Below are 7,919 nucleotides of genomic sequence, written 5' to 3'. Positions count from 1 at the left end.
GCGGTAACACGGGTTCGAGTCCCGTAGGAGTCATACAAACAGAAGTGAAATATCGCTTCTGTTTTTTTATTACATATTTATTATTGAGGAGAGTTGTCCGAGTTGGCCGAAGGAGCACGCCTGGAAAGTGTGTAGGCGCCACAAGCGTCTCGAGGGTTCGAATCCCTCACTCTCCGTTATAGCGCTTAAAATGGTTTTACCCATTTTAAGCGCTATTTTTAAGGTTTTTTGTCTATTATCTGAGTCACTTAATTTAAAATTTGTTTGTTCAATAGTAAGTAGGATTGTTAAGTTTAAAATCGTAATCTAATAATATTAGTGAATATTTAAAGATTAAAAACAGAATTTTTCAGTTTATTAAGAAAAAATTTTTGTGAAGGAGGGATATTATTAAAAATAGTAAAGTAATGTTAAATGTATTATTATTAATTTTAAATTTAATTGCAATATGTAGTGTAAACAATGCATATGCAAATGAAGAAGATCCTAAAATAGAGAGTTTGTGTAAGAAGTCAAGTGTAGACCCTATTGCTTTACATAATATTAATGATGATTATATAAATAATCGATTTACGACAGTAAAATCAATTGTATCAACTACAGAAAAATTCTTAGACTTCGATTTATTATTTAAAAGTATTAATTGGTTAGATGGAATATCTGCTGAATTTAAAGATTTAAAAGTGGAATTTAGCTCATCAGCGATTTCTAAAGAATTTCTAGGAAAGACTGTTGATATTTATGGTGTTTACTATAAAGCACATTGTCATGGTGAGCATCAAGTGGATACTGCCTGTACATATGGTGGGGTAACACCTCATGAAAATAATAAATTAAGCGAGCCTAAAAATATAGGAGTAGCTGTGTATAAGGATAATGTAAATGTTAATACATTTATCGTTACTACAGATAAAAAGAAAGTTACTGCACAAGAACTTGATATTAAAGTAAGAACAAAATTAAATAATGCATATAAATTGTATGACAGAATGACTAGTGATGTACAAAAAGGTTATATTAAATTTCATTCTCATTCGGAGCATAAAGAATCATTTTATTATGATTTATTTTATATTAAAGGAAATTTACCAGATCAATATTTGCAAATTTATAATGATAATAAAACAATAGATTCATCAGACTATCATATTGATGTTTATTTATTTACATAACAATCTGAAAGTTGATGGATATCAACTTACAATCCTATAAAGAACTATAGATATTAACATATTTTTACAAAGTAGCTTAGTAAATGATGAAGAACGAATAGTGATTCAAATCTAACTTTATTACTATAAAAAGCTTTCTATTTTAGTATAGATAACAAAACCAGATTAACGAGTAATAATATATAAGTGGGATAGAATCATGATGATTTAAGAAGAATTGGTTATTTTTACAATAAAAGATAATAAAGATAGAGAAGTTTAAATATAGGAGAAATAAAATATGAAAAGAATACTTATCATTGTTGTTTTATTGTTTTGCTATTCGCAAAATCATATCGCAACCGCTGATGTCGGAGTTTTGAATCTTAGGAACTATTATGGTAGCTATCCAATTGAAGACCACCAAAGTATTAATCCTGAAAATAATCATCTTTCGCATCAATTAGTTTTTTCTATGGATAATTCGACAATAACAGCTGAATTTAAGAACGTTGATGATGTAAAGAAATTCAAAAATCATGCTGTAGATGTATATGGTCTAAGTTATAGTGGATATTGTTTGAAAAACAAATATATATACGGTGGAGTTACATTAGCAGGTGATTATTTAGAGAAATCTAGATGTATTCCTATTAATCTTTGGGTTAATGGAGAACATCAAACTATATCTACTGACAAAGTATCAACTAATAAAAAGTTAGTAACAGCTCAAGAAATTGATACTAAATTAAGAAGATATCTACAAGAAGAATATAATATTTATGGCTTTAATGATACAAATAAAGGAAGAAATTATGGTAATAAGTCAAAATTTAGTTCTGGATTTAATGCAGGAAAAATATTATTTCATTTGAATGATGGTTCATCATTTTCTTATGACTTATTTGATACTGGAACAGGACAAGCTGAAAGTTTCTTAAAAATATATAATGACAACAAAACTGTCGAAACTGAAAAATTCCATTTAGATGTAGAAATATCTTATAAGGACGAAAGTTGAAGTATTTCAATCATAACTTAGTAAAGGAAATGCCATGAAAAAATTTAAATATAGTTTTATATTAGTTTTTATATTACTTTTTAACATTAAAGATCTTACGTATGCTCAAGGTGATATTGGTGTAGGTAACTTAAGAAATTTCTATACAAAACATGATTATATAGATTTAAAAGGCGTCACAGATAAAAATCTACCTATTGCAAATCAACTCGAATTTTCAACAGGTACCAATGATTTGATCTCAGAATCTAATAATTGGGACGAAATAAGTAAATTTAAAGGAAAGAAACTGGATATTTTTGGCATTGATTATAATGGTCCTTGTAAATCTAAATACATGTTTGGAGGGGCCACTTTATCAGGACAATACTTAAATTCTGCTAGAAAAATCCCTATTAATCTTTGGGTTAATGGCAAACATAAAACAATTTCTACTGACAAAATAGCAACTAATAAAAAACTAGTAACAGCTCAAGAAATTGATGTTAAATTAAGGAGATATCTTCAAGAAGAATACAATATATATGGTCATAATAACACTGGTAAAGGCAAAGAATATGGATATAAATCTAAATTTTATTCAGGTTTTAATAATGGGAAAGTTTTATTTCATTTAAATAATGAAAAATCATTTTCATATGATTTGTTTTATACAGGAGATGGACTGCCTGTAAGTTTTTTGAAAATTTATGAAGATAATAAAATAATAGAATCTGAAAAATTTCATCTTGATGTCGAAATATCATATGTAGATAGTAACTAATGATAATTAGTTTTAACACTAAAATGCGAATTTATACGAAATTAATATTTGTATTAACTATTTAAATTTTAAAGTCTCTAGGGCTAATGTGTACGTTAAATATTCCCTGTAATACATCAAATTTATAAAAAATTAAAATATGGAGTTGTTGTAATGAAGTTATTTGCTTTTATCTTCATATGTGTTAAGTCTTGCAGCTTACTATTTATGTTAAATGGCAATCCTAAACCAGAACAATTGAATAAAGCGAGTGAATTCACTGGTCTAATGGATAATATGAGGTATTTGTATGATGATAAACACGTATCAGAAACAAACATTAAATCCCAAGAAAAGTTTTTACAACATGATTTATTATTTAAAATAAATGGTTCTAAAATTTTAAAAACAGAATTTAATAATAAAAGCCTTTCGGATAAATATAAAAATAAAAACGTAGATTTGTTTGGGACAAACTATTATAATCAATGCTATTTTTCATCGGATAATATGGAATTAAATGATGGTAGATTAATTGAAAAAACGTGTATGTATGGCGGTGTGACCGAGCATGATGGAAATCAAATAGATAAAAATAATTCAACTGATAACTCTCATAATATCTTAATTAAAGTTTATGAAAACGAGAGAAATTCATTATCTTTTGATATACCTACTAATAAGAAAAACATAACAGCACAAGAAATAGATTATAAAGTTAGAAACTATTTACTTAAGCATAAAAATTTATATGAATTTAACAGTTCGCCTTATGAGACTGGCTATATAAAGTTTATCGAAGGAAGTGGTCATTCTTTTTGGTATGATTTGATGCCTGAATCTGGTAAAAAATTTTATCCGACTAAATATTTACTAATTTATAATGATAATAAAACAGTTGAGAGTAAATCTATTAATGTAGAAGTTCATTTAACCAAAAAATAATTGAGGGAGAGAATATTATAAAAAATATTAAAAAGCTTATGAGATTGTTCTACATAGCTGCAATTATAATAACTTTATTATGTCTTATTAATAATAATTATGTTAATGCTGAAGTAGACAAAAAAGATTTAAAGAAAAAATCTGATCTAGATAGTAGTAAGTTATTTAATTTAACAAGCTATTATACTGATATAACGTGGCAATTAGACGAGTCAAATAAAATTAGTACAGATCAACTACTGAATAATACTATAATATTAAAAAATATTGATATATCCGTACTTAAAACTTCTAGTTTGAAAGTTGAGTTTAACTCATCAGATTTAGCAAATCAATTTAAAGGAAAAAATATAGATATTTATGGACTGTATTTTGGAAATAAATGTGTAGGCTTAACTGAAGAAAAAACATCATGCTTATACGGAGGAGTTACGATACATGATGGAAATCAATTAGATGAAGAGAAAGTTATAGGCGTTAATGTATTTAAAGATGGTGTCCAACAAGAAGGTTTTGTTATAAAAACCAAAAAGGCTAAAGTAACAGTACAAGAATTAGACACTAAAGTTCGATTTAAATTAGAAAATTTATATAAAATATACAATAAAGATACCGGTAACATACAAAAAGGATGCATTTTCTTTCATTCTCATAATCATCAAGATCAATCATTTTATTATGATTTATATAACGTAAAAGGTTCAGTGGGAGCAGAGTTTTTTCAATTTTATAGTGATAATAGAACAGTTAGCTCATCTAATTATCATATTGATGTATTTTTATATAAAGATTAAGTGATTGATGATTATCAACTGAATCATGAAATTAAACCATTATATGAGAGGAAAATGATTTGAATTGTAGTAAAATTTGAAATTTATATATTATCTTGAATACGGATTCAAAATTATTTGTTGTAATTAGTAATAATGATAAATAGAATTTTAATTTATTCTGCTAGTGAATTTTTAGTTTTAAAACAATGCTATCGACACACTACAACCTGAACTATCTATAAGCGTGAATTTATAATAAGGTTCATTGTCAAATAGACTGAATAAGTTAGAGGAGGTTTTATGAAGAAATTATCTACTGTAATTATTATTTTGATTCTAGAAATAGTTTTTCATAATATGAATTATGTGAATGCTCAACCCGATCCTAAATTAGACGAACTAAATAAAGTAAGTGATTATAAAAATAATAAGGGAACTATGGGTAATGTAATGAATCTTTATACGTCTCCACCTGTTGAAGGAAGAGGAGTTATTAATTCTAGACAGTTTTTATCTCATGATTTAATTTTTCCAATTGAGTATAAGAGTTATAATGAGGTTAAAACTGAATTAGAAAATACAGAATTAGCTAACAATTATAAAGATAAAAAAGTAGACATTTTTGGCGTTCCATATTTTTATACATGTATAATACCTAAATCTGAACCGGATATAAACCAAAATTTTGGAGGTTGTTGTATGTATGGTGGTCTTACATTTAATAGTTCAGAAAATGAAAGAGATAAATTAATTACTGTACAGGTAACAATCGACAATAGACAATCACTTGGATTTACAATAACTACAAATAAGAATATGGTTACTATTCAGGAACTAGATTACAAAGCAAGACACTGGCTCACTAAAGAAAAAAAGCTATACGAGTTTGATGGTTCTGCATTTGAATCTGGATATATAAAATTTACTGAAAAGAACAATACAAGTTTTTGGTTTGACTTATTTCCTAAAAAAGAACTAGTACCTTTTGTTCCATATAAGTTTTTAAATATTTACGGAGATAATAAAGTTGTTGATTCTAAGAGTATTAAAATGGAAGTATTTCTTAATACTCACTGATAAGTATATTTGATATCACTATACAATCATAAAGTGCGTTTTTCGAACTTTTGTTCTAAGTGTTTTATAGATTCATGTAAATAGTTAGTTTATTGCCGGTTGAATTATTTAATTTTTCTAAATGATTTATTCTAAATATGTTTTATGTCAATAGCGGTTTAAAAATGCTGTTTTATGGCGATTTGAAAATGACGTGCTTTTAAATGTATTTTTAATTTTATAATCTTTTAGTCGACATGATTCTCCAGTGGAAATGATAATTTAATAACGTACATTTATGATTGTTTAAGAATGTACAATTTTTTAACACTCTAGAGGTAAATCTATCGAGGTAATCCGAATTCTCCGTTAATTTAACGGAAATACAATGAATTGTTAGTTTTCTTAAAAGAGCAAGTGTCAAATACGTATCAAGAAAAAGTTTTTCTGACTCGTTGACCTTGTTCTTTTTTGTTCTAAAATAAAACGTGCAAATAAAAAAGTTATCTGCTTTTCTATTTGCACGATATGGTTTGGAAATTAAAGAATATAAATAAGGGACTACTGCTAATTTATGAGGTTAAAGTTTCAATGATTTTTGATTTATTAGACCATTTTAATATCTCAAGGTTTTCATGTTCTGCTACAGTTTGTGCTCTTTCATTTATCGGATGATCTACATCATTTACAATTATCAACATGATAGGTTCTAATTTGTTTCTGGATGGTCTGTTTGGTTTGATATCACGGTAAATATAAGCTTCATTAGTTATTTTGTTGAAATCTAAGTTGTTTGTAAAGTTAACTAGTTTTTCTGGTTGTGATTTTGTTTCAGAAACAATATAATCAATAGAATATTTTAAACCTGATTCTCCAGAAACAGAAACTTGTGCTAAACCTCTTATTTCTTGGTCATATAAGAATTCAAATACTTCTTCATAGAATATGTTTGTAACGTTAGATTTAGTAGTTAAAGTAAGGTCATAAATTTTCAATATGCCTTGAATTAAATTATGTTTAGACTGAGCAAAACTCTCATTTTTAACATCCGCTGTAATTTCTTTATCAACTAATTTTAAATTAAATTGATTTAAAATATTTTGTATAAGTTTAGTTCTCGTTTTTGTGTTTATATCAATACCCAACATTTCTAATTCATTAATCGTCAATCCGTCATCTGATAGACAAATTTCATTATTAGGTAGTGTATCAGCATATATTCTAATAAAATCATTCAAATGGTTCTTAAAGGGAGTAGTAATTTCTGTAGAACTATCTAATTCTTTGAAGATATAATTTTGCTTTAACCAGTTGAAATATTCGTTCATTCTTTCTTCGATTGTCTTCACTAAGTATCCCTCCATTTCTTTTACAGTAATCTTGGTTCTATTATAACATTATCGTGTTTTATATTAGTATACTTCATAAAGAAGTCTAATGATTCTATAATTTCATCTGTTAATTCTAAATCTTCAATATCTTTTAATGGAATCGCAATACCACCATTATTATATTCCTCAGTATATATGTGTATATGTGGCGTAGGTATTCTTTCATTATTTGGTGGATTTGCATGATCACTACCATTAACATCGAACCTAATCATATTAGAAATATAATTATTACTTCTTAGCAAAAAAATAATAAGGGTAGGGGGGCTACCCGAAATTATTTAGTTTGATTTTATTCATATCTTTCTGGTTCGAGACCCATTTCTCTTAAAATTTGGTCGCTATTTTCTTGTGCTCTTTGAGCTTCTTCAGGTGTATAAAAATGCTTATACTCTCTTTTATATATCGTGTCTGTTTCTCCCTCTACATATTCTTCTCTAATAGGGTTATTTGTAGTTGTGTGTGATTGTCCATTATAAATTTCTGTAACTCTATTCCCGTTTTCTATAACTGTGTAATTGTTTTTATTGCTTTGTTGTTGATTGTTATGATTACTATTATTATTTAAGACTGGTTGTTTATTATTGACATTTTGAACTTGCTCATTATTGTTTTTATTTATATCTTGATTCTTCTTTTCGTTCTTTGGTTTATCATTATTTTTCTTAGCTTCTTTTTTTACTTCTGATTTTTTTTCGTCTTCCTTTTTCTTATTTTCATTGTTAGCATTCCCACATGCGACTAAAATCATTGTACTAGCTAGTAATAGACTGAGTAATCTCCTCATGCTGTTATCTCCTTTTATTGGTATGTCAACAATTTTTTAGACAGTTTTCA

9 protein-coding genes and 1 tRNA gene are annotated in these 7,919 nt (G+C 26.8%); 7 read left to right on the top strand and 3 right to left on the bottom strand.

Annotated features, from left to right (window positions below):
* The first annotated feature begins 87 nt into the window (after positions 1-87).
* The 7 genes from HMPREF2658_RS01620 (at position 88) to seg (ending at position 5,712) form a co-directional block, all read left to right on the top strand.
* Positions 88-176, top strand: a tRNA-Ser gene (locus HMPREF2658_RS01620).
* Positions 177-389: 213 nt separating this feature from the next.
* A complete protein-coding gene (seo, locus tag HMPREF2658_RS01615) occupies positions 390-1,172 on the top strand; it encodes a staphylococcal enterotoxin type O (protein ID WP_010922839.1) in 783 nt (260 codons plus the stop codon).
* 280 nt (positions 1,173-1,452) lie between these two features.
* A complete protein-coding gene (sem, locus tag HMPREF2658_RS01610; RefSeq protein ID WP_000821652.1) occupies positions 1,453-2,172 on the top strand; it encodes a staphylococcal enterotoxin type M in 720 nt (239 codons plus the stop codon).
* Positions 2,173-2,206: 34 nt separating this feature from the next.
* The gene (sei, locus tag HMPREF2658_RS01605) at positions 2,207-2,935 is read left to right on the top strand and encodes a staphylococcal enterotoxin type I (RefSeq protein WP_000713846.1); all 729 of its coding nucleotides are present in this window, start codon (positions 2,207-2,209) and stop codon (positions 2,933-2,935) included.
* Between the two features lie 153 nt (positions 2,936-3,088).
* The gene (gene seu, locus HMPREF2658_RS01600) at positions 3,089-3,859 is read left to right on the top strand and encodes a staphylococcal enterotoxin type U (RefSeq protein ID WP_000764689.1); all 771 of its coding nucleotides are present in this window, start codon (positions 3,089-3,091) and stop codon (positions 3,857-3,859) included.
* A 38-nt stretch (positions 3,860-3,897) separates the two neighbouring features.
* Positions 3,898-4,653: a staphylococcal enterotoxin type N gene (gene sen, locus HMPREF2658_RS01595; RefSeq protein ID WP_001236362.1), complete on the top strand. Its 756-nt coding sequence runs from the start codon at positions 3,898-3,900 to the stop codon at positions 4,651-4,653.
* 282 nt (positions 4,654-4,935) lie between these two features.
* On the top strand, positions 4,936-5,712 hold the full coding sequence (gene seg, locus HMPREF2658_RS01590) for a staphylococcal enterotoxin type G (RefSeq protein ID WP_000736712.1): 777 nt from the start codon (positions 4,936-4,938) through the stop codon (positions 5,710-5,712).
* A 551-nt stretch (positions 5,713-6,263) separates the two neighbouring features.
* On the opposite strand, the gene HMPREF2658_RS01585 is transcribed toward seg, so the two are convergent.
* The 3 genes from HMPREF2658_RS01585 to HMPREF2658_RS01575 are packed head-to-tail and all read right to left on the bottom strand — an operon-like array spanning position 6,264 to position 7,869.
* The gene (locus tag HMPREF2658_RS01585; RefSeq protein ID WP_000848317.1) at positions 6,264-7,040 is read right to left on the bottom strand and encodes a DUF1828 domain-containing protein; all 777 of its coding nucleotides are present in this window, start codon (positions 7,038-7,040) and stop codon (positions 6,264-6,266) included.
* Positions 7,041-7,060: 20 nt separating this feature from the next.
* Positions 7,061-7,327, bottom strand: a complete 267-nt coding sequence (locus HMPREF2658_RS01580) for a DUF6978 family protein (RefSeq protein WP_370736869.1) — start codon at positions 7,325-7,327, stop codon at positions 7,061-7,063.
* A gap of 47 nt (positions 7,328-7,374) precedes the next feature.
* The gene (locus tag HMPREF2658_RS01575) at positions 7,375-7,869 is read right to left on the bottom strand and encodes a hypothetical protein (RefSeq protein WP_001253429.1); all 495 of its coding nucleotides are present in this window, start codon (positions 7,867-7,869) and stop codon (positions 7,375-7,377) included.
* Positions 7,870-7,919: the final 50 nt, after the last annotated feature.

The sequence above is a fragment of the Staphylococcus sp. HMSC062H10 genome (assembly GCF_001836945.1).
GTDB classification, from domain to species: Bacteria; Bacillota; Bacilli; order Staphylococcales; family Staphylococcaceae; genus Staphylococcus; species Staphylococcus aureus.
Note: the sequence above shows the minus strand (reverse complement) of the source record. Positions and strands in the feature narration are given on the sequence as shown.

Coding starts and splice junctions, on each gene's coding strand:
- seg (WP_000736712.1), top strand. CDS start 4,936: ATGAAGAAATTATCTACTGTAATTATTATTTTGATTCTAGAAATAGTT.
- seu (WP_000764689.1), top strand. CDS start 3,089: ATGAAGTTATTTGCTTTTATCTTCATATGTGTTAAGTCTTGCAGCTTA.
- HMPREF2658_RS01575 (WP_001253429.1), bottom strand. CDS start 7,869: ATGAGGAGATTACTCAGTCTATTACTAGCTAGTACAATGATTTTAGTC.
- sen (WP_001236362.1), top strand. CDS start 3,898: ATGAGATTGTTCTACATAGCTGCAATTATAATAACTTTATTATGTCTT.
- sei (WP_000713846.1), top strand. CDS start 2,207: ATGAAAAAATTTAAATATAGTTTTATATTAGTTTTTATATTACTTTTT.
- sem (WP_000821652.1), top strand. CDS start 1,453: ATGAAAAGAATACTTATCATTGTTGTTTTATTGTTTTGCTATTCGCAA.